The following is a 19883-nucleotide window of genomic DNA, read 5'->3' as shown; positions in this document are numbered from 1 at the left end:
CGGTGGGGCCGAGGAACATGAACGAGCCGATCGGCCGGTTCGGATCCTGCAGGCCGGCGCGGGCACGGCGCACCGCCGTCGACACGGCCCGGACCGCCTGCCCCTGGCCGACGACGCGCTTGATCAGCTGCTCTTCCATCTTGAGCAGCTTCTCCTTCTCGCCTTCGAGCATCTTGTCGACCGGCACGCCGGTCCAGCGCGAGACGACCTGTGCGATGCTGTCGGCCGTCACGGTTTCGCTGGCGGAGGAGGTGTTGTCGTCGGTCTCGATGGCGGCGAGCTTCTTCTCAAGCTCGGGAATCTTGCCATAGGCGAGCTCCCCGGCCTTCTGGAACTCGCCCTTGCGCTGCGCATTGGCGAGCTCCGTGCGCAACTGGTCGAGCTCGGTCTTCATTTTCTGGGCGTCGGAGAGCTTGCCCTTCTCCGATTGCCATTTCGAGGTCAGGTCGGCCGATTTCTTCTCGAGCTCGACCAGTTCCTTGTCGAGCTTCTGCAGCCGGCTCTTCGAGCCGGCATCGTGCTCCTTCTTCAACGCCTCCTGCTCGATCTTGAACCGGACGATCTCGCGGTCGAGCGAGTCCAGCTCCTCCGGCTTGGAGTCGACCTGCATCTTCAGCCGGGCCGCCGCCTCGTCGACGAGGTCGATCGCCTTGTCGGGCAGGAAGCGGTCGGTGATATAGCGGTTCGACAGCGTCGTCGCCGCCACCAGCGCGGAATCGGCGATGCGCACGCCATGGTGGAGCTCGTATTTCTCCTTGAGGCCGCGCAGGATCGAGATGGTGTCCTCGACCGTCGGCTCGGAGACGAAGACGGGCTGAAAGCGCCTTGCCAGCGCCGCATCCTTCTCGACATGCTTGCGGTATTCGTCGAGCGTGGTCGCGCCGACGCAGTGCAGCTCGCCGCGCGCGAGAGCTGGCTTCAGCAGGTTGGACGCGTCCATCGCGCCATCGGTCTTGCCGGCGCCGATCAGCATGTGCATCTCGTCGATGAACAGGATGATGCCGCCGGCCGCCGAGGTCACCTCCTGCAGCACCGCCTTCAGCCGCTCCTCGAACTCGCCGCGATATTTCGCGCCGGCGATCAGGGAGCCGAGGTCGAGCGACAGCAGCTTCTTGTCCTTCAGGCTCTCGGGCACGTCGCCGTTGATGATGCGCAGCGCCAGGCCCTCGACGATCGCGGTCTTGCCGACGCCGGGTTCGCCGATCAGCACGGGATTGTTCTTGGTCCGGCGGCTGAGAACCTGGATGGTGCGGCGGATTTCCTCGTCGCGGCCGATGACGGGATCGAGCTTGCCGTCCCGCGCCGCCTTGGTCAGGTCGCGGGCGTATTTCTTCAGCGCATCATAAGCATTCTCGGCCGAGGCGCTGTCGGCAGTGCGCCCATTTCGCAAGGCCTCGATGGCGGCATCGAGATGTTGCGGGCTGATGCCGCCGCGGGCGAGCAGCTTTCCGGCGTCGCTGTCCTTGTCAGTGGCCAGTGCCTGCAGCAGCCGCTCGACCGTGACGAAGCTGTCACCGGCCTTGTCGGCGAGTTTTTCGGCGGCAGTGAAGACACGCGCGAGATCCGGCGCCAGATAGACCTGCCCGGCCCCCCCGCCCGACACCTTCGGCAACTTGGTCAACGCGGCTTCGGTCTCGGACAGGATGGCGCGTGAGTTGCCGCCGGCGCGGTCGATCAGCCCTGCGACCAAACCTTCATTGTCGTCGAGAAGCACCTTGAGCAGATGCAGCGAGGTGAACTGCTGGTTGCCTTCCCGCGACGCCAGCGACTGCGCGGACTGGACGAAGCCTCTGGCGCGATCGGTATATCGTTCAGCGTTCATCGAACGGCCTTTCGGAACAATATCTGATCAAGGCGAATACCAGCCCCATGGTGCCACCCTGTCAATCTCGGGGCGGCGAGCCATAGCGAGCTTCGGCAACCCTGCCGACTCATATGAGCAACCGACATGCCAAGGCAGATGGCCAATGAAATCAGCATGATGAAAGGGAGGTGGCGGCAGTGCGGGACAATCTGTCGATGGCCAGGCGGACAATCTGTCCATAGGGTCGGCAGTCTCAACGAGCGGCGGGTAGCCACACGGTGAAAGTCGTCCCGGCGCTCGGCTCGCTCTCGACCGAGATTCTGCCACCCTGCCGCGTCACCAGCATCTGGCTGATCGACAGGCCGAGCCCGGTGCCCTCCCGCCGCTTGGTCGTGAAGAAGGGATCGAAGACCCTCTGCATCACCTCGGGGGTCATCCCCGCGCCGGTATCGGCGATCCGGATCGCGACGCCAGCCTGCCCGTCCATGTCGCTGTCGATGCTGCGCAAGGTGAGCCGTCCGCCATCGGGCATCGCATGGATGGCGTTGACGATGAGATTGACCAGCACCTGCTGGAGCTCGGTGCGGTTCATCATGATCGGCTGGAGTGCCCGGTCCTCGCGTTCGACGGCAATCGTGGTCCTCTTCAGGAGATGCTGCACGAGCGGCAGCGTGTCGGAGATGACGCCGGACGCGGAATAGTGCTCGGTGTAGCCGGAATACTCCTGGGGCTTTGCGAATTGCAGCAGCTTGGTCACGATCTCGGTGATCCGGTCCATCTGCTGTTCGATCAGCCGGAACTCCGTCTGCGCTTGCCCGGCATCCGCGCCCATAATCTGGCGGATCACCTCGAGATTGCCCTGCATGACGGCGATGGGGTTGTTGATCTCATGGGCGACGCCGGCGGTGATCTCGCCGATGGCCGCGAGCTTCTCCGACATGATGAGCTGCCTGGTTGTCGTCTCGAGCTGCGTCGTGGTCAGCTGCAGGGCGCGCGCACGCTCCTCGACACGCTGGTTGAGTTCCTGGTTCCACTGTCGCAGTTCGGCATCGCGCTCCTGGACCTGATCGAGCAGATGGTCGAGATGAAGCGCGACCCGTCCGATCTCGTCCCGCTTGGTGACCACACCGGTCCGTGCCGCGAGATCTCCGCCTTCGACCTGCGTAATGACTCCACTCATGCGCTCCAGTGGCCGGAAAATCTCGCGGGCCCAGTGCAGGAACAGCGGCACGGTTGCGAGAACGGCAATCAGGAAAGCCGCAGCGATCGCGATCAGGGTTTCCTGCTTGGCTTGAAAGAAGGGCTTTTCGAGGAAGCCGGCGTAGAGCATGCCGATGCGCCTGCCCTGGCTGTCGACGATCGGCTCATAAGCCGAGACATACCAATCGTCGACGACGAAGGCGCTGTCGCGCCAGATCCGGCCCTGGTCGAGCACTGCGCTGCGAACCTGGGCGGAGACACGGGTCCCGATCGCTCGCTGTTCCTCGAACATGCGCACATTGGTGCTGATGCGGACGTCATCGAGGAACAGGGTGACGGTGCCGCGGCTGCCTTCCGGCAGTCCGGAACCGTGATAGATCAGATCGTTGATGCCATCGACGAAGGCGAGGTTGCGGTTGAGCAATATGCCGCCGACCAGGGCGGCGGGGCGGCCATCGGGCAGTTTGACGGGGCTGGCGGCTTGCAGGACGAGCCCGCGTGGCTCGACCAGGCGATCACTGGGGGTGCTGCCGGCCGTTGGAACGATCTCGATGCGCGCGCGCAACGCCAGCTCGGGCGAGAGCGCGGCCAGGTCCCTTTCCTCGAAGATATCGATCCCGGCCCGAGCCCTCCCCTGCAGGGCGGAGCGGACGATCGGCCCATCCGAACGGATGAAGCCGGACGTCATCTGCCGCCAGGCGACAATCACCCGTCCGTCGTCGGCGACCACATAGAGAAAATCGAACCCGCGTCCTGCTGCGACATCCGACAGGAAAGCCGCGAGATCGCCATTGTCGCCTTCACCTTTTCCAAGCAGCTCCTGGAAACGGGCGGCCTCCGTCACGGCGGTGAGATGATCCCCGGTGCTATCCCGGATTCGCGCCAGATACTGGTGCGCGATGGTCAGGTCGTCATTGACCTTGGACAGCATCATCGCATTGAAGCGGGCGTTCCAGCGATAGATGCTGATGCCCAGCAGCAGCGGCAGGATGATCAGCATCGGCACGAGCGCAATCGCCAGCAGGCGGTAGCGTACGGACCGCCCGCGAGACCCGCCACTTGTTACCTCGCTAGACATTCCAGCTGGCGCATTTGCGGTCGATGGTCTTGCGCGAGATGCCCAGCCGACGTGCCGCCTCCTCGCGATCGCCGCCGGTCTCGCGCAGCATGGCGAGGATGTGGCGTCGCTCGACATCGGCGAGGGTCTGCCGCCCGCCTTCGCCCCCCGTTTCGTGGCGCTCAAGGCTGTTGCCGAGCACCGCCGGAAAAGCGCCGAGGATGACGGCGCGCTCGATCAGATTACGAAGCTCGCGGATGTTTCCGGGCCAGTCATAGCGCCTCAGCGCAGCGCGCACGTGCTCGTCGATCGCGACGGCTGGCATGCCAAGCTGCCCGGAGAATTCGCGCATGAACATCGACGCCAGTTCCAGAACATCGTCGCCGCGCTCCTTGAGCGGCGGCAAGGCGATCCGCACGACGTTGATCCGGAAATAGAGGTCGGCACGGAACGATCCTTCGTCGACGCGCCGCGCCAGATCGGCATTGGTCGCGAAGATGAAGCGGGCGTCGAAGGGCACCTCGCGTTCCGAGCCGACCGGCCGGACGCGGCGATCCTCCAGTACGCGCAGCAACTTGCTCTGCAGCAGGAAAGGCAGGTCGCCGATCTCGTCGAGGAACACGGTGCCGCCATGAGCGTGCATGAACAGGCCTTCGCGTGCACGCCCGGCGCTGGTGAACGCCCCTTTCAGATGGCCGAACAGCTCGCTCTCGATCATGTCCGCGGGAATGGCGCCGCAATTGATCGGCACGAACAGCTTGGCGGCCCGGCTCGACAACGAATGGAGCGAGCGCGCAACGACCTCCTTGCCGGTGCCCGACATGCCCGTCAGCAGGACGGATGTCGGCAGCGGCGCGACCTTGGCCACCGTTTCGCGCACCGACTGGATCGCCCTGGAGCTGCCGACCAGCCTGTCCCGCAGGAAGGATTGGTGCCCCGGCGAGTGCAACTCGTGTCGCAGCACGTCGTTCTCGCGTTGCAGCCGGCTGCGGTCGAGACAGCGCGATACAGCATTGAGCAATTGGTTCGAACGGAACGGTTTGATGATGAAATCCACCGCGCCGGCGCGCAGGGCGCCGATGGCCGTCTCCAGATCGGCATAGGCCGTCATCAGGATGACATCGGCGAAGAAGCCGCTTGCGCGCTGCTCGGCCAGCCAGTCCAGGCCGTTCTGCCCGGGCATGATGTTGTCGAGGATCACGACGTCGAAAGGATGCTCCTCGACTTTGTGCGAGGCTTCCTTCGCATTGGCCGCTTCCTCGATCCGCTTGCAGCGCGGTCTCAGCAGCTTGACCAGGAAATTGCGCATCCCGGGCTCGTCGTCGACGATCAGGATCGAGGCTCCGGCCAGCCAAGGGCCGAACTCCGGATCGGCAGACGACTCTCTCCCGGCCACGTCTTGCTCCAGCGACATCCGATCCTTCCCGTCTGCTCGGGCCTTTGCGAGACCCCACTCGCCGTCGCGGCGAGCGACGGCGGTCCTTCGCACGTCTTCAGCGGTCACCCGCAATGCGCGTCAGGCGTCACTTCTGGCCCAGAAAGGCCGGCGCCAGATCCTGCGCGACCATGCTGCGGGCCGCCTGGTCGGTCTGCTCGCTGCCGACTTCGTTCATCTGCTTCGCCGCTTCGAACAGCAGCGCCTTCACGTCGTCCGGAGACAGCACGCCCTTCTCCACCAGCTTGCGGACGAGGGCGCGGAGCACGAGCATGTCGATCTCGATCCGGCCCTGGCCCGGGAAAGGTTCCGTCATGGCATCCTCCGTACGACCGTGCCTCGAAGCCGTGCTCAGAGCGGCCGGAAACTAGCCGCGACCTCCGCCGATCTGCTGACGCAGCTCGACGAGCGCGCGCCGCAGCCCGTGGACCTGGTCCATGAGGTGCAGGATCACGTCGATGCCTTCGTCGTTGGCGCCGAGATCATTCTTGAGCCCGCGAATGAGGTGGGCGCGCGCGATGTCAATGTCCTGGAAATGCAACTCGCCTGCCGTCTCCTCCGGAATCAGCCAACGCTGCTCCAGCCAGAATTCCAGCACCTGCACCTGAAGCCCCGACGAGGTCAGGAATTCCTGTTTGGTCATCCTCATGACGCTATCCCCTCGCGCGGATCGTAGTCCTTGCCCTTCCAGGTCGAGACGAAGGCTTCGAGCTCAGGGTCGGGCGTTTTCGGCAGGACCACCTTGAGCCTGACGAACTGGTCGCCCTGGCCGCCGCCGCGGCGTGGGGCGCCCTTGCCGCGCAGGCGTAGCTTCGTTCCGGTGTTCGACCCTTTCGGTACCGACATGGTGACGTCGCCCGTCGGCGTCGGCACCCGCACCGGCCCGCCGAGAACCGCCTCGGTCAGCGAGATCGGCAATTCGAGCGTGATGTCGTCGCCCTCGCGGGTGAAGCGCCGGTCGGGCCGGACCTCGATCTCGATCAGGGCGTCGCCCGGCCCGCCCTTGCCGGTTCCCGGAGCTCCCTTGCCCTTGAGCCTGAGGGTCTGGCCGTCGACGAGGCCGGGCGGAATCTTCACGTCGATCGTGCTGCCATCCGGCAGGTTCAGGCGTTGGGTCGCACCGGTGATCGAGTCCACGAAATCGACCGCGAGATGATAGTGCAGATCCTGCCCACGGCGGTTCGCCCGTGTCCTCTGGCTGCGTCGCAGGAACTCGGCGAGAGCGTCGTCCTCGTCCATGAAATCGGCGAAGCCCGACGCATCGGCGTAAGGGTTGCCCTGGTCCGAAGAGGCGAAGTCCCGATAGTAATGGTGCTGCGGCCGCTCGGCACCGGAGGCATCGATCTCGCCGGCGTCGAAGCGCTTGCGCTTGTCGGCATCGCTCAGCAGGTCATAGGCGCCCGCCACCTCCTTGAACTTCTCCTCCGCAGCCTTGTCGCCGGGATTGAGGTCGGGATGCAGCTTTTTCGCCAGCTTGCGATAGGCGCTCTGGATCTCGGCAGCGGAAGCCGTCTGAGCGACGCCGAGAACCTCATAGGGATTTTTCACGGGCTACTCCGAAGGCCTGTGCGGCGAAGCACATGTCGAATTCTGTCACTTCGCCTGAAATTTGATAGCGGCATGCGTACCATCGCAGAAGGGCTTGTTTTCGGAGCTGCCGCATCGACACAGGGTCACGCGCTGACGAAGCTCATAGGCCGCGCCATCGGCCGAGATGACGGCGATCCCGCCGCGCAGCCAGATCGGGCCGCTGCAGCCCTCGGCAGGATCCTCGATGAATCCGATCGACGGTTCGACATCAGGCTCGATCGCCGCCTGACGGGCCTTGTCCCAGGCGACGAGTCGCCCCGACGGACAGTCCTGAACCTGACGGGTGAAGGTCTCGCGCATCTCCGGGTCGGCCGTTTGGGCAACTTCGTTCCAGACTTGCCCATTGGCATCGCAGAAGCGCGCGAAAGCACAGAGCTTTTCGACATCGAGGAGCGCGAGCGCCGGACCGTCGAAGGCTTGCGCCTGTTCGAGATAGGGTGTCCTGCTCGCGACCTCGGTGCCATCGAAGCCGACCCTGGCGTGAGAACCGTCGCAGAACGGCTTGTTGCGTGAATGCCCACACCGGCAAAGCGCGATGGCCGCCTTTCCCGCGGGGTGGTCGCGCCCGATCCATTCCTCCGACACACCCGCCGCATCGGTCGCAATCGTCAGCTCGGACAACCGGACACGACCCGCCACGACATAAGGTCCGTTGCGCGTGACCGTCACACGCACGCTTTGCTCGGTGTTCCGCATGACACCTCTCCCATCTGCGATACGGCATTCCCTGGTCGAGCGTGAGCCGAAGCGCGTCTTGCCTTGCGTCACCCCTTCTTCTTGTCGTCGTCGATCTCGGTGAATTCGGCATCGACCACGCCATCGCCGCCGGCTTGCTGCGCCGGACCTGCCTCGGGGCCCGCCTGCGCCGAGGCCTGCATGGCCTCGGCGAGCTTCATCGAGGCCTGCTGCAAGGCATTGGCTTTCGCCTGGATCGCCGCGACGTCGTCGCCCTTGGCCGCCTCGCGCAGACCGTTCACGGCATCGTCGATGCCGCGCCGATCCGGCTCGGACAGTTTGGCGCCGTGCTCCGACAATGTCCGCTCGGTCGCATGCACCAGCGCTTCGGCCGAGTTGCGGGCTTCGATGACTTCGCGGCGCTGCTTGTCCTCGGTCGCATGCGCCTCGGCGTCCTTGACCATCTTCTGGATCTCGGCCTCGGAGAGGCCGCCGGAGGCCTGGATCTGGATGCGCTGCTCCTTGCCCGTGCCCTTGTCCTTGGCCGAGACGTTGACGATGCCGTTTGCGTCGATGTCGAAGGTCACCTCGATCTGCGGCATGCCGCGCGGGGCCGGCGGAATGCCGACGAGATCGAACTGACCGAGGAACTTGTTGTCGGCCGCCATCTCACGCTCGCCCTGGAAGACCCGGATCGTCACCGCCTGCTGATTGTCCTCGGCGGTGGAGAAGGTCTGGCTCTTCTTCGCCGGAACCGTGGTGTTGCGTTCGATCAGGCGGGTGAAGACGCCGCCCAGTGTCTCCAGGCCGAGCGAGAGCGGGGTCACGTCGAGCAGCAGCACGTCCTTGACGTCGCCCTGCAGCACGCCGGCCTGGATCGCAGCGCCGATGGCGACGACCTCGTCGGGGTTGACGCCCTTGTGCGGCTCCTTGCCGAAGATCTTCTGCACGACCTCCTGGACCTTGGGCATGCGGGTCATGCCGCCGACCAGCACGACCTCGCCGATATCCGCGGCCTTCAGCCCTGCGTCCTTCAGCGCATTGAGGCAGGGCTCGATCGTCCGCTGCACGAGGTCTTCCGTCAGCGCCTCGAACTTCGCGCGCGTGATCTTGATCAGCAGGTGCTTCGGGCCCGAGGCATCGGCGGTGACGAACGGCAGGTTGACGTCGGTCTGGGTGACGGTGGAGAGCTCGATCTTGGCCTTCTCGGCCGCCTCTTTCAGGCGTTGCAGGGCGAGCTTGTCCTTGCGCAGGTCGATGCCCTGCTCTTTCTTGAACTCGTCGGCGAGGTATTCGACGAGGCGCATGTCGAAGTCCTCGCCGCCGAGGAAGGTGTCGCCATTGGTCGCCTTCACCTCGAAGACGCCGTCGCCGATGTCGAGGATCGAGACGTCGAAGGTGCCGCCGCCGAGGTCATACACGGCGATCTTGGCCTGTTTCTGCTTTTCAAGACCGTAGGCGAGCGCGGCCGCGGTTGGCTCGTTGATGATGCGCAGCACTTCCAGGCCGGCGATCTTGCCGGCATCCTTGGTCGCCTGGCGCTGGGCGTCGTTGAAATAGGCCGGGACGGTGATCACAGCCTGCGTCACCTTCTCGCCGAGGTTGGCTTCAGCCGTCTCCTTCATCTTCTGCAGGATGAAGGCGGAGATCTGCGAAGGCGAATAGGGCTTGCCCTCCGCTTCGACCCAGGCGTCGCCATTGCCCGCCTTGACGATCCTGTAGGGCACGAGCCCCTTGTCCTTCTCGACGACGGGGTCGTCATAGCGACGCCCGATCAGGCGCTTCACCGCGAAGATCGTGTTGGTAGGGTTGGTCACCGATTGCCGCCGCGCCGGCTGGCCGATCAGCCGCTCGCCATCGGAGGTGAAGGCCACGATCGACGGCGTCGTGCGCGCACCTTCGGCGTTCTCGATGACACGCGCATTCTTGCCGTCCATGACGGCGACGCAGGAATTGGTCGTGCCGAGATCGATTCCGATGACTTTGGACATCGTGCTGCTCCCTGTCGCGGTTTGATTGTCGTGTTCGCTTCCTGCTGCGCCTTACCGAGCCGCCCCCGCAGATCCGGGATCAAGGGAGGGCGGTTGGATCGGGATGGCGGGCTCCGCACCTCGCTTGCCCGCCCCGCCGATCGGAATCTTGCGGCTCGTGTCCTGTGTTCCCGCTCTCGGGAACGTCACGATCAGGACGCCGTTGTCGAAGCGCGCCTGGCTCTGATCGCCGACCACCGCGCAGGGCAGTTTCACCGTCCGCTGGAACGTGCCGTAGGCGCGCTCGATGATGTGGTAGCTGTCCTTGGGATCGACGCTGTCGGCCTTCTTCTCGGCACGAACGGTCAGCAGATCGCCGGCGAGCGAAAGGTCGATGTCGTTGCTGTCGATTCCCGGCAGTTCGATGGTGATGCGGACCTGCCGGTCGTTGGCGCAGACATCCGTGATGGGACTGATTGGCGCGGTCTGGTCGGCTCCGCCTGCCAGCCTGCCATGAAACACGTCGTCGAAGAGGCGGTTCATCTCCCGGTGGAGTGCGTGAAACGGCGTCTCGATACTGCGCTCGAGGAGATTGGGCTGGGGAGCGCTCGGTAGGCGGCCGGAAGAAGAGGGGGCCTGTGTCATGAGATCACCTCGTTCGTCGCCATCAACGCGTTTCCGATATCGCACAGCAACCGACATGCCAGCCGGTATAGCTTGTGATATCAGTATCTTAGCCTGTTACCTTGCGCTCCGACGGACAAGCTGTCCTGCTCCGCCCGGACAGAATGTCCGTGACGCTGGAGCTAGCGAATGGCGGCTTCGACCGTCTGGCCGATCCAGGCCTCCAAGGAGAGACCCGCCTTCCTGGCGCGTTCCGTCGCCGCCTCCGCCACGCCCGGCTTGAGGGGAACGTCATAGATGACCGCATCGACATCGTTCTGCGCGTAGACGAGGCGCGTCGCCTTCTGGGCGAAGCGCAGCACGCGTGTCCGCTTCTCGGCGTCGGACAGGCCGGTCTCGGCCGCCACGGCCGGACAGAAGAAGGCGATCAGGTGGTCGGTCGTGTTGCCCGGCGACAGTCCATGCTCGCGCAGCAGCGTGATCGCGGCGGCGAGCTTGTCGCTCTGTTCCAGCGCAAACCCCTTGGGTAGCCGCGCACCGACCTCGGCCGCGACCGGCGATATGGCAAGGTTGCCGATATTCGGACAGGTGAAGCCTGCGGCGAATGACGGGCTGGCGAGGAGCACGGAGCTGGCGAGTGAGATACCGGCGATAGCTGCGATCTTCTTCATCGACCGTCCTCCGAACTTTCGCGTATGCGCCCTGGCAGGCTTCATCGTCCCGATGGCGGCTTGCCGGACGGGCCGCCGCGCGCGACGCCGACCTTGGCCGGGCGCAAGGGGCGAGCTCCTATGGAGTAGCCGGGCTCGACGATCCGGCTGACCGATCCGTCGGGAACCGACGGATCGGGAATCTCGAACAGCGCTTCATGGAAATTCGGATCGAAGCGCTCGCCGATCGGCAGCAGCTTCTTGACGCCGTGTCTCTCCAGCACGCGCAGCAGCTCCTTCTCGGTGAGCTCGACGCCTTCGAGCAGGGCTTTGACGGTGCCGTCGTTCTTGCGGCTTTCGGCTGGAACGCTGGCGATGGCGCGCTCCAGGTTGTCAGCCACGGGCAGCAGGTCCGCGGCGAACTTCGCGACGGCGTATTGGCGCATGTCGGCGAGATCACGCTCGGCCCGGCGGCGGACATTCTCGGCCTCGGCCAGCGCCCGGAGCAGGCGATCCTTCAGGGCTGCATTCTCGGACTGGAGTTCGGCCAGAGCGACGCTTTCCGGCTGCGACGGCTCAGCCTCTGCGCCCGGTTGGTGGTCAGGCGCTTTTGCGTCCGGCTCAGCCGGCCTGCTCGTATCGGGGGAGGGGGCGCCATGGTCGCTCCGGCTGCCGGCTCGCCTGTTTCCGGTCGCATCCCTGCCGATCATGATCGCCTCCGATCCGCTTGCATCGCTTTGCAGGAGGGGGCCGCGCGAACTGAACGCGCCGGACTCTCTCAGCTTCCGTTACGAAAGGCGCTGCCTGCTACACGGCGGCACCATGTTCCAGAGAGCGGTTTGCTCAGCTTGCTGATCTCAGCCGAAGGCCGGCGGCGAGCATCGCGCAGCCCTGGAAGACGAGGTCGACCGCCAGGACCAGGCCCAGAACCCATGAGCTGTTGACCGGCCAGCCCAGGAGGAGGATCAGCCCGACGATGGTCGAGAGGACTCCGGAGGCGACGACCCAGCCCCAGCCTGGTTCGGACATCGCACCGGCTCCGAGCCAGGTCCGCGCAATGCCGGATGCGGCCGTGAACAGCGCCAAAAGCAGGGTCAGCGCCGAAGAGGCCAGAGCCGGGTTGAGGAATGCCATGACGCCGGCGGCGGCATAGAGGATGCCGCTGGCGAGCCACAGCAGGAAGCCGCCCCACTGCTTGAGCTGGAAGGACTGGACGACCTGCAGCACGCCCGCCAGCATCATCAGGCCGCCGAGATAGTAGACCGTGACGATGGTAGCCAGCAGCAGATGGCTGCTCGCGACCAGCCCGAGGATGATGAAGGCGACGCCGAGCGCGACGAACCACCCCCAGCCCGCGCGGAGAGTGGGGAACGGAAGGACGTCATGGCCTTTGTCGATCTGCGTCATGGGCCGGCTCCGTTGTTCGGCACCAGAGCTCGTGCTTTCGATCGGGCTGTTCGATCCGATCGGCGTCGGCTCCGGTTTCGGGAAGGACCGCAACAGGCGTGCCAATAATAAAGTTTCTTTATATCAAAGGCTTGTCGGAATTTAGAAGAAGAGGAGAAGACATTCTGTCTTCGTTTTCGCGGACAGAATGTCCAGCCGAGCTGCCAGCGATGACCTCAGGATCGGGCGGCAGGAAACACGATTGCGCCGAAGCGCACCCGGCGTGCGATCTCGAACTGCTCCTGGGTCTGAGGTTTGACGAAGAGGGCGACGACGTTGGGATGGACCTCTGTGACGCGCTGCTCGATCCGCGCCACGCAGGCCTCGATCTCGTGCGTGTGCAGCCCCGGATCGAACTCGATGCTGAGCGCCACCATCGCCTGATCCGGAGCGAGCTGGGCGGTCAGCGCTGTGTTGGCGTGGACGACGCCGGGTTGCTCCTGTGCGAGCCGGCAGATCGCATCGACGAGCGCAGGCGTCGCCCGTTCGCCGATCAGCAGACTCTTGCTCTCGATCGCCAGCAGGGTGGCGACGACCGCGAGGACGAGCCCGATCAGGATGGAGGCGATACCGTCGAAGACCGGCTTGTCGAACCATTGCGCGGCGAAGATGCCCGCTGCCGCGATCAGGATGCCGATCAGCGCGGCCGTATCCTCGAACAGCACCATGAAGGCCGGCGGATCCTTGCTCTGCCGGAACGCCGTCCAGAACGGAACCTGCGCCCGGGCTTTCGAAAAGCTGCGCCAGGCGACGATCCATGACGCGCCCTCGAACAGGAAAGACAGCCCGAGCACCATATAGCTGATGCCGGCGTGCCGGATCGGCTCGGGGGCGATGACATGGTGCACGCCCTGATAGATCGAGACGCCGGCGCCGAGCGCGAACAGCATCAGCGCGACGATGAAGCTCCAGAAATAGAGCTCGCGGCCGTAGCCGAAGGGATGGACGAGGTCCGGCCGCCGCGAAGCCCGGCGGTAGCCGTAGAGCAGCAGGCCCTCATTGCCGCAATCGACGATCGAGTGGACGGCCTCGCTGAACATCGCGGCGCTGCCGGTGATGGCCGCCGCTGCGAGCTTGGTCACGGCGACGGCGACGTTGCCGGCGAGCGCCGCATAGACCACGCGCCGGCCGGCTGAATGACGCTGCAGCTTCGGATCGGACACCATGGCGGTCATGTCAGCCTCCGATGATCGGCGAGCGCTGGCCGAACATTACCGTACCGCAGGTCCTGCGCCGCTCGGCGGGGTGGCGACCGGTCCGCCTCGCGCGACGGGAGGGGCCGCCGCCTCCACAGGCCAGCTCTCGACATAGATCGACTGACTGGGGAAGGCGAAGCCGGTTCCCGCCTTCTCGACGAGCGCCTTGATCGACAAGGCGAGCGCTTCCTTGATCCGCAGCCATTCGCCCCAGTCCGTGCTGCGGGTGAAGCAATAGAGCATGAGGTCGATCGAGGAGGCGCCGAAATCGGCGATGCGCACGAAGACCGGCGCCTCTGGAGGCGCGACGAAATCGGGATTGTCGCGGATGAGCGCCTCAATGCCGTCTCTGACCTCGCGCAATTGCTCGACGGTCGCGCCATATTCGAGGCCGATTGTCCAGGAGATGCGCCGGGAGGTCATCTGCGTGAAGTTGGTCAGCGCATTGTCGGCCAGCTTCGAATTCGGCACGAAGACGGGTGCCAGGTCGAAGCGACGCACCTTTGTCGTGCGCAACCCGATCGTCTCCACGGTACCCTCGACCACGCCGTCCACCCGGATCCAGTCACGGGTCTCGAAACGCTGCTCGCCGATGATGAAGATGCCGGCGATCAGGTTCTTGAACAGGTCCTGCGCGCCGAGTGCGACGGCGACACCGACGAGACCGAGGCCGGCGAGGACCGGGCCGACACGGATGCCCCAGATTTCGAGCACGACGGCAGTGCCCAGCGAGAGCAGGATGATCCGGCACACGCGCACCGCCCAGCCGACCATCGCTTCATTGAAGATCGCCCGATTGCCATGGAGCACCGCGAAGGCCGGTTCCACGACAACGAAAAGCGCCCAGAACAGCGTCGCCGCGGCCAGCGACCGGGCGACCTCGACCAGCAGGTCCTTCGCCCACGCAGGCAGGTCGAGGAAGACGGCGATTGCGAGGACTGCAAGGACGATCGGGACGAAACATAGTGGCGGCGTCAGCGCCGTGAGGATGCCTTCTCCGGCATCGTTCTTGGCACCGACGGTCCACCGCTGCAGCTGTCGCAGCAGCGCGCGGCCGATGAAGCGCCTGAGCGCGACCGCTAGCGCCAGGATGACAAGCGCCAACGCGATCTGGCCGATCGTGACGCCACCGAGATCATGGCGCCAGGCCCCCTGCAGCATCGTCCAGCCTATGGCGAAGCTCCGGTCTGTCTGTGCTTCCATGTCGGTGCCCGCCGATCATGAGGGAGGACGTCGTGGCGCAGCATGGCAGTGGCTTCGCGCGATGCCAGCCGATCCGACACGCCGCGCACAGGAGAAAGCACGGGCCGGTCGTTCAAGGGGACAAGGTGAGCTTGATGAGCCCGCTCACCAGGCCGAGAGCCGCCACGCTCGCGACCCAGATCCCGGCCCTCCAGGCCAGCTGCTTCCAGAACGGTGCGCGCGTCGTCATCAGTGATAGCCGTGCGTGCCGACCTTGCCGCGGAACACCCAGTAGGCCCAGCCGGTATAGGCGAGGATCAGTGGGATGATCACGAGCGCGCCCGGCAGCATGAAGACCTGGCTGCTATAGGGAACCGCCGCATGCCAGATCGTCACCGCCCGCGGCACGATATAGGGGTAGATGCTGACGCCTAGGCCGACGAAGCCGAGCAGGAAGAGCGCAAGGGCCATGGCGAAGGGCAGCCGGTGGGAGCCGCGCTTCAGGCTCCAGAAGAAGGTCACCGCGCTGATGACGACAAGGAGCGGCACCTGGGCGGTGAGCAGCACGCCGGGCAGGGCGAACCAGCGGCGCCAGTAATCGTAGCTCAGGAAGGGAGTCGCGGCGCTCACGGCTGCGAGCGAAAGCAGCGTCGCGATACCGAGCCAGAAGGCGGCGCGCCGCGCTTGCTCATGGCTGCTGCCTTCGGTCTTCCAGATCAGCCAGGTTGCGCCGAGCAGCGCATAGCCGATGACCACGGCGACGCCGGTCAAAAGGCTGAACGGGCTGAGCCAGTCCAGCCAGCCGCCGGCATAGGCGTCGTTCTCGACGCGGATGCCCTGCAGGATTGCCCCCAGCGTGATGCCCTGGGCGAGCGCCGCGACGAAGGAGCCGAGCGAGAAGGCGACATCCCAGAACGGGCGATGGCGCGGATCGCGCCAGCGGAATTCGAAGGCGACGCCACGGAAGATGAGGCCGAGCAGCATTGCGATGATCAGCGGATAGGTCGCCGTCAGCAGGATGCCATAAGCGAGTGGAAAGGCTGCCAGCAGTCCGCCACCGCCCATGACGAGCCAGGTCTCGTTGCCGTCCCAGACGGGGGCGATCGAATTCATCGCCTGATCGCGCTCGTCCCCCACCTGCAAGCTCGGAAACAGGATACCGATGCCGAGGTCGAAACCGTCCATCACGACATAGGCCATCACGGCAAAGCCGATGACGGCGGCCCAGAAAATGGTGAGATCGATGCTGGCCATGGCGATCACCCTCTTGCCCGCGCCGAGGCTTCGGCGGCGATGCTGCTTGCGGGCGTGATGCCCGCCGCGCGCTGTGGCACATTGGGCGGCGCCGTCTCGCCGGCACCGGGCGGCTTCGCCATGAGATGTAGCAGGTAGTAGATGCCGGCGCCGAAGGCGACGAAGTAGACGATCACGAAGGCGAGCAGCGAGGCGGCGACGGCTGGCGCCGCGAGCGGCGACACAGATTCCGTCGTCCTCAGCAGGCCGTAGACCGTATAGGGCTGGCGCCCCACCTCGGTCGTCACCCAGCCGGCGATCACCGCCACGAAGCCGGAAGGTCCCATCAGGACGGCGGCGCGATGAAGCCAGGACCACTCGTAGAGCTTGTGGCGATAGCGGGCGAGCAAGCTCCACAGGCCGATGCCGAGCATGGCGAAACCGATCCCGACCATGATGCGGAACGACCAGAACACGATCGGCACCGGCGGCCACTGGTCGCGCGGGAAGTCGGTGAGGCCGGGCAGCGGCGCGTAAGGGTCGTGCTTCAGGATCAGCGAGCCGAGATGCGGGATCGCCACCTCGTAGTCGACGCGCGCCTGGGCGCTGTTGGGCAGGCCGAACAGGATCAGCGGGGCGCCGTTCGGGCTCGGCTGGTAGTCGCCCTCCATCGCCAGCACCTTGATCGGCTGGTGCTCGAGCGTGTTGAGGCCATGGGCGTCGCCGGCGAGGATCTGGATCGGCGAGACCAGTGCCGCCATCCACATCGCCATCGAGAACATCTTGCGCGCGCCGAGATTGCCGCGGTCCTTCAGCAGATGCCAGGCGCCGACCGCGCCGACTGCGAAGGCGGTGGTCAGGAAGGCAGCGATCACCGTATGGACGAGGCGATAGGGGAAGCTCGGGTTGAAGATGATCGGCAACCATGAGCCGGCAGGCACGAACTGCCCCTTCTCGTTGATCGCGAAGCCGGCAGGCGTCTGCATCCAGCTGTTCACCGAGATGATCCAGGTCGCCGAGATCAGCGTGCCGAGCGCGACCATGCAGGTCGCGAAGAAGTGCAGGCGCTTGCCGACCTTGTTCATGCCGAACAGCATCACGCCGAGGAACCCGGCCTCCAGGAAGAACGCCGTCAGCACCTCATAGGCCATCAGCGGCCCGATGATCGGCCCCGCCTTGTGCGAAAAGACCGACCAGTTGGTGCCGAACTGGTAGGACATGACCACGCCGGAGACGACGCCCATGCCGAACACGACCGCGAAGATCTTGAGCCAGTAGCGATAGAGGTTGGCGTAGACGCCCTGTCCGCTCTTCAGCCACAGCGCCTCGAGCACCATCAGGAAGCTGGCGAGCCCGATCGAGAAGGCCGGAAAGATGAAATGGAACGAGACCGTGAATGCGAACTGCGCGCGGGCAAGGATCACCGGGTCGAACTGGTCGAACAACGTCAATCCTCCTCGAAACGGAAGCGATGATCGCCATGCCGACGGTCGAACGAGCGTCGGCATGGCGATCGAGCAGGTTCAGTCGGCAGAGATCCGCACCGGTATGGATTTAGCGGCCGGCGTCCCGCTGACCCGATCGTAGTAGTCGAGCGGCAGCAGCGGGTTGAGTTCAGGGTAGTAGCCGGCGACCGAGCCGCGCGGCATCGGATAATCGAGGATGGTCAAACCATCGACGCGGCGCGCGATGCCGTCGTCGCTGATCGTCTCGAGCGCGATGCGCGCGCCCTCGTCCAGCCCACGGTCCTCCCGGTCCTCCGCGTTCATGAAGAGGACCATGCGGTCGTTGTAAACGCCGCGATAGCGGTCGTTGTAGCTGTAGATCGTGGTGTTGAACTGATCATGCGAGCGCACGGTCGCCAGCCGCAACATGGCGGGGTCGGCGACCACGTCGTTGACCTCCAGCCCCGGCAGCAGCAGGAAATTCGCCTTGCCGTTCGGCGTCGGCCAGACGCGCCGGCGCGGCGGGATGTCGAGATGGAAGCCCTTCGGCTCCTTGATCCGCTCGGAGAAGCCGGCGTAGATCTCCGGATAGACCTCCGCGATCTTGTCGCGGATCGGCCCGTAATCGTCGATGTAGCTCTGCCAGGGCACCTTGCTGTTCGGCAGGGTCGCCATCGCCATCCGGCAGACGATCTCCACCTCCGGGAGCAGATCGGGGCTCGCCGGCGTCAGCACCCCGCGCGAGGCCGTGACGTTGGACATCGAATCCTCGATCGTCACGAACTGCTCGCCGGCCGCCGTGACGATCTTCTCCGAGCGCGCGATCACCGGCAGGATCAGCGCATCGCGGCCGTGGACGAGGTGGCCGCGATTGAGCTTGATCGCGATTCCCACCGTCAGGTCGAGCTTGCGCATGGCGGCATAGGAGCGCTCCGTATCGGGGATCGCCCGCACGAAATTGCCGCCCATGCCGATGAAGACCTTGGCAGTGCCGTTCTCCATCGCCTCGACGGATTCGATGGTGTGGTGGCCGTCATGGCGCGGCGGCTCGAAGCCGAAGACATCACGCACGCGATCGAGATAGTCCTGCGTGGGCTTCTCGTCGATCCCGACCGTGCGGTCGCCCTGCACGTTCGAATGGCCGCGGATCGGCGAGATGCCGGCGCCCGGCTTGCCGAAATTGCCACGCAGGAAGAGCAGGTTGGCGACCTGCTGCAGCAGGCGCGAGCCCTGCTGATGCTGTGTCAGCCCCATGCCGTAGCAGATCATCGTCGCGCGCGAGCGGATGTAGATCTCGGCGCAACGTCTGATCTGCGCCTCCTCCAACCCGGAGATCCGCACGATCTCGGACCAGTCCTGAGCAATCGCGTCCGCGCGGATGGCATCGACCCCGACCGTGTGCTCGCGGATGAAGTCGTGATCGAGGACCGCCTCGCCCTGCGCCTCGCGCTCGAACATCACCTTCATCATGCCCTTGATCAGCGCGAGGTCGCCGCCAATGCGGATATGGACGAATTCGCTGGCGATCGCGGTCGAGCCGAAGGTCGCCATCTGGACGACGTCCTGCGGCTCGGTGAAGCGGATGAGAGCCCGCTCCGGCATCGGGTTGACCGCGACGATCGGCACGCCGCGTTTCCTGGCCTCGACCAGATTGGTCATCATGCGCGGCGAGTTCGTACCGGTGTTCTGGCCGATGACGAAGATCGCCTCGGCATGCTCGAAATCCTCGAGCACGACCGTGCCCTTGCCGATACCGATCGCCGGCGGCAGGCCGCGGCTGGTCGGCTCATGGCACATGTTCGAGCAGTCGGGGAAATTGTTGGTTCCGAACTCCCGCACGAAGATCGCATAGAGGAACGCCGCCTCGTTCGGCGTGCGGCCCGAGGTGTAGAACTCGGCCTGATGCGGGCTTTCGAGCGAACGCAGATGCGCCCCGATCAGCTTGAAGGCCGTGTCCCAGTCGCAGGGGACATAGCGATCCGAGCGCGGATCGTAGCGCATCGGCTCGGTCAGGCGGCCCTGCATCTCCAGCCAGTAATCCGACTGCTCCATCAATTCGGAGACGGTGTGCTGGGCGAAGAACTCGCGCGTGACCCGGCGCTTGGTCGCCTCGAAGGCGAGCGCCTTGGCGCCGTTCTCGCAGAACTCCAGGGTCTTCTTGCAATCGGCGTCGGGGAAGGCGCAGCTCGGGCACTTGAAGCCGCCCGGCTGGTTCATCGCGAGCAGGGCGCGCGAGCCCTTGGTGATGACGCTCTGCTCCATCAGCACCTTGGCCGTCGCCGCCGCGGCTCCCCAGCCGCCAGCCGGATGGTGGTAGGTCTTGTAGCGCGGTTTGCTGTCGGTCATGGCGATCGTCCTCCGTACGCGACTACATCG

Annotated in this window: 18 protein-coding genes; all 18 read right to left on the bottom strand. The window is 65.3% G+C overall.

Annotated features, from left to right (window positions below; translation table 11 throughout):
* On the bottom strand, positions 1 to 1822 hold a 1822-nt coding region (locus ACQKLX_RS20955), incomplete at its 3' end, for a Clp protease N-terminal domain-containing protein (RefSeq protein WP_427363494.1).
* Between the two features lie 235 nt (positions 1823 to 2057).
* The gene (locus ACQKLX_RS20950; protein WP_427363499.1) at positions 2058 to 4004 is read right to left on the bottom strand and encodes a sensor histidine kinase; all 1947 of its coding nucleotides are present in this window, start codon (positions 4002 to 4004) and stop codon (positions 2058 to 2060) included.
* 70 nt (positions 4005 to 4074) lie between these two features.
* Complete coding sequence (locus ACQKLX_RS20945; RefSeq protein WP_427363493.1) at positions 4075 to 5475, bottom strand: sigma-54-dependent transcriptional regulator; 1401 nt, start codon at positions 5473 to 5475, stop codon at positions 4075 to 4077.
* A gap of 109 nt (positions 5476 to 5584) precedes the next feature.
* Positions 5585 to 5812, bottom strand: coding sequence for a hypothetical protein (locus ACQKLX_RS20940; protein WP_137882232.1), 228 nt, complete (start codon positions 5810 to 5812; stop codon positions 5585 to 5587).
* A gap of 51 nt (positions 5813 to 5863) precedes the next feature.
* Positions 5864 to 6139: a chaperone modulator CbpM gene (locus ACQKLX_RS20935; protein ID WP_427363498.1), complete on the bottom strand. Its 276-nt coding sequence runs from the start codon at positions 6137 to 6139 to the stop codon at positions 5864 to 5866.
* A gap of 2 nt (positions 6140 to 6141) precedes the next feature.
* Positions 6142 to 7044, bottom strand: coding sequence for a DnaJ C-terminal domain-containing protein (locus tag ACQKLX_RS20930; RefSeq protein WP_427363492.1), 903 nt, complete (start codon positions 7042 to 7044; stop codon positions 6142 to 6144).
* Between the two features lie 45 nt (positions 7045 to 7089).
* The gene (locus tag ACQKLX_RS20925) at positions 7090 to 7782 is read right to left on the bottom strand and encodes a CDGSH iron-sulfur domain-containing protein (protein ID WP_427363491.1); all 693 of its coding nucleotides are present in this window, start codon (positions 7780 to 7782) and stop codon (positions 7090 to 7092) included.
* A 68-nt stretch (positions 7783 to 7850) separates the two neighbouring features.
* Entirely contained in the window at positions 7851 to 9752 is a 1902-nt protein-coding gene (gene dnaK, locus ACQKLX_RS20920) for a molecular chaperone DnaK (protein ID WP_427363490.1), read from the bottom strand.
* A 51-nt stretch (positions 9753 to 9803) separates the two neighbouring features.
* A complete protein-coding gene (locus tag ACQKLX_RS20915) occupies positions 9804 to 10376 on the bottom strand; it encodes an Hsp20/alpha crystallin family protein (RefSeq protein WP_427363489.1) in 573 nt (190 codons plus the stop codon).
* Between the two features lie 161 nt (positions 10377 to 10537).
* Complete coding sequence (locus ACQKLX_RS20910; RefSeq protein WP_427363488.1) at positions 10538 to 11026, bottom strand: hypothetical protein; 489 nt, start codon at positions 11024 to 11026, stop codon at positions 10538 to 10540.
* Positions 11027 to 11067: 41 nt separating this feature from the next.
* Positions 11068 to 11715, bottom strand: coding sequence for a nucleotide exchange factor GrpE (grpE, locus tag ACQKLX_RS20905; protein ID WP_427363487.1), 648 nt, complete (start codon positions 11713 to 11715; stop codon positions 11068 to 11070).
* A 133-nt stretch (positions 11716 to 11848) separates the two neighbouring features.
* A complete protein-coding gene (locus tag ACQKLX_RS20900; RefSeq protein WP_427363486.1) occupies positions 11849 to 12412 on the bottom strand; it encodes an HdeD family acid-resistance protein in 564 nt (187 codons plus the stop codon).
* Positions 12413 to 12627: 215 nt separating this feature from the next.
* A complete protein-coding gene (locus tag ACQKLX_RS20895) occupies positions 12628 to 13626 on the bottom strand; it encodes a cation diffusion facilitator family transporter (RefSeq protein ID WP_427363485.1) in 999 nt (332 codons plus the stop codon).
* 36 nt (positions 13627 to 13662) lie between these two features.
* Entirely contained in the window at positions 13663 to 14850 is a 1188-nt protein-coding gene (locus ACQKLX_RS20890; RefSeq protein WP_427363484.1) for a mechanosensitive ion channel family protein, read from the bottom strand.
* A gap of 112 nt (positions 14851 to 14962) precedes the next feature.
* Positions 14963 to 15079 (bottom strand): DUF2474 family protein, encoded by a 117-nt coding sequence (locus tag ACQKLX_RS20885; RefSeq protein ID WP_427363483.1) that lies wholly within the window; start codon positions 15077 to 15079, stop codon positions 14963 to 14965.
* Entirely contained in the window at positions 15079 to 16083 is a 1005-nt protein-coding gene (gene cydB, locus ACQKLX_RS20880; protein ID WP_427363482.1) for a cytochrome d ubiquinol oxidase subunit II, read from the bottom strand. The genes ACQKLX_RS20885 and cydB overlap by 1 nt, the downstream gene beginning before the upstream one ends.
* 5 nt (positions 16084 to 16088) lie before the next feature.
* The gene (locus ACQKLX_RS20875) at positions 16089 to 17507 is read right to left on the bottom strand and encodes a cytochrome ubiquinol oxidase subunit I (RefSeq protein ID WP_427363481.1); all 1419 of its coding nucleotides are present in this window, start codon (positions 17505 to 17507) and stop codon (positions 16089 to 16091) included.
* A gap of 78 nt (positions 17508 to 17585) precedes the next feature.
* A complete protein-coding gene (locus ACQKLX_RS20870) occupies positions 17586 to 19853 on the bottom strand; it encodes an FdhF/YdeP family oxidoreductase (RefSeq protein WP_427363480.1) in 2268 nt (755 codons plus the stop codon).
* Positions 19854 to 19883: the final 30 nt, after the last annotated feature.

The sequence above is a fragment of the Allobosea sp. NPDC003192 genome, from assembly GCF_050275675.1.
Taxonomy (GTDB): Bacteria; Pseudomonadota; Alphaproteobacteria; order Rhizobiales; family Beijerinckiaceae; genus Allobosea.
This window is presented reverse-complemented; position numbering and strand designations above follow the sequence as displayed.

What these genes read in the sequence shown, in the direction of transcription:
- ACQKLX_RS20950 (WP_427363499.1), bottom strand. Translation starts at nt 4,004, where the DNA reads ATGCTGATCATCCTGCCGCTGCTGCTGGGCATCAGCATCTATCGCTGG.
- ACQKLX_RS20945 (WP_427363493.1), bottom strand. Translation starts at nt 5,475, where the DNA reads ATGTCGCTGGAGCAAGACGTGGCCGGGAGAGAGTCGTCTGCCGATCCG.
- ACQKLX_RS20940 (WP_137882232.1), bottom strand. Translation starts at nt 5,812, where the DNA reads ATGACGGAACCTTTCCCGGGCCAGGGCCGGATCGAGATCGACATGCTC.
- ACQKLX_RS20935 (WP_427363498.1), bottom strand. Translation starts at nt 6,139, where the DNA reads ATGACCAAACAGGAATTCCTGACCTCGTCGGGGCTTCAGGTGCAGGTG.
- ACQKLX_RS20925 (WP_427363491.1), bottom strand. Translation starts at nt 7,782, where the DNA reads ATGCGGAACACCGAGCAAAGCGTGCGTGTGACGGTCACGCGCAACGGA.
- dnaK (WP_427363490.1), bottom strand. Translation starts at nt 9,752, where the DNA reads ATGTCCAAAGTCATCGGAATCGATCTCGGCACGACCAATTCCTGCGTC.
- ACQKLX_RS20915 (WP_427363489.1), bottom strand. Translation starts at nt 10,376, where the DNA reads ATGACACAGGCCCCCTCTTCTTCCGGCCGCCTACCGAGCGCTCCCCAG.
- ACQKLX_RS20910 (WP_427363488.1), bottom strand. Translation starts at nt 11,026, where the DNA reads ATGAAGAAGATCGCAGCTATCGCCGGTATCTCACTCGCCAGCTCCGTG.
- grpE (WP_427363487.1), bottom strand. Translation starts at nt 11,715, where the DNA reads ATGATCGGCAGGGATGCGACCGGAAACAGGCGAGCCGGCAGCCGGAGC.
- ACQKLX_RS20900 (WP_427363486.1), bottom strand. Translation starts at nt 12,412, where the DNA reads ATGACGCAGATCGACAAAGGCCATGACGTCCTTCCGTTCCCCACTCTC.
- ACQKLX_RS20895 (WP_427363485.1), bottom strand. Translation starts at nt 13,626, where the DNA reads ATGACCGCCATGGTGTCCGATCCGAAGCTGCAGCGTCATTCAGCCGGC.
- ACQKLX_RS20890 (WP_427363484.1), bottom strand. Translation starts at nt 14,850, where the DNA reads ATGGAAGCACAGACAGACCGGAGCTTCGCCATAGGCTGGACGATGCTG.
- ACQKLX_RS20885 (WP_427363483.1), bottom strand. Translation starts at nt 15,079, where the DNA reads ATGACGACGCGCGCACCGTTCTGGAAGCAGCTGGCCTGGAGGGCCGGG.
- cydB (WP_427363482.1), bottom strand. Translation starts at nt 16,083, where the DNA reads ATGGCCAGCATCGATCTCACCATTTTCTGGGCCGCCGTCATCGGCTTT.
- ACQKLX_RS20870 (WP_427363480.1), bottom strand. Translation starts at nt 19,853, where the DNA reads ATGACCGACAGCAAACCGCGCTACAAGACCTACCACCATCCGGCTGGC.